General features: G+C 48.2%; 1 protein-coding gene. It reads left to right on the forward strand.

What is annotated here, in order from left to right; all coding sequences use genetic code 11:
- On the forward strand, positions 1-247 hold a 247-nt coding region (locus tag AX677_RS07605; protein WP_156445998.1), incomplete at both ends, for an ATP-binding cassette domain-containing protein.

The following is a 247-nucleotide window of genomic DNA, read 5'->3' on the forward strand; positions in this document are numbered from 1 at the left end:
CTTTTGGTCTCAAGCTGCGCAAGTACAGCAAGGAAGATATTGACAAACGGGTCAATGAAGCAGCAGAAATCTTGGGCTTGAAGGAATTCTTGCAGCGTAAGCCAGCTGATTTATCTGGTGGTCAGCGTCAGCGGGTAGCAATGGGACGCGCTATTGTTCGGGATGCAAAGGTTTTCCTTATGGATGAGCCTTTGTCTAACTTGGATGCTAAGCTGCGTGTTTCTATGCGGGCGGAGATTGCCAAAAT

Origin of the sequence: Streptococcus sp. CCH8-C6 (assembly GCF_001557225.1) — a bacterium.
GTDB classification, from domain to species: domain Bacteria; phylum Bacillota; class Bacilli; order Lactobacillales; family Streptococcaceae; genus Streptococcus; species Streptococcus sanguinis_C.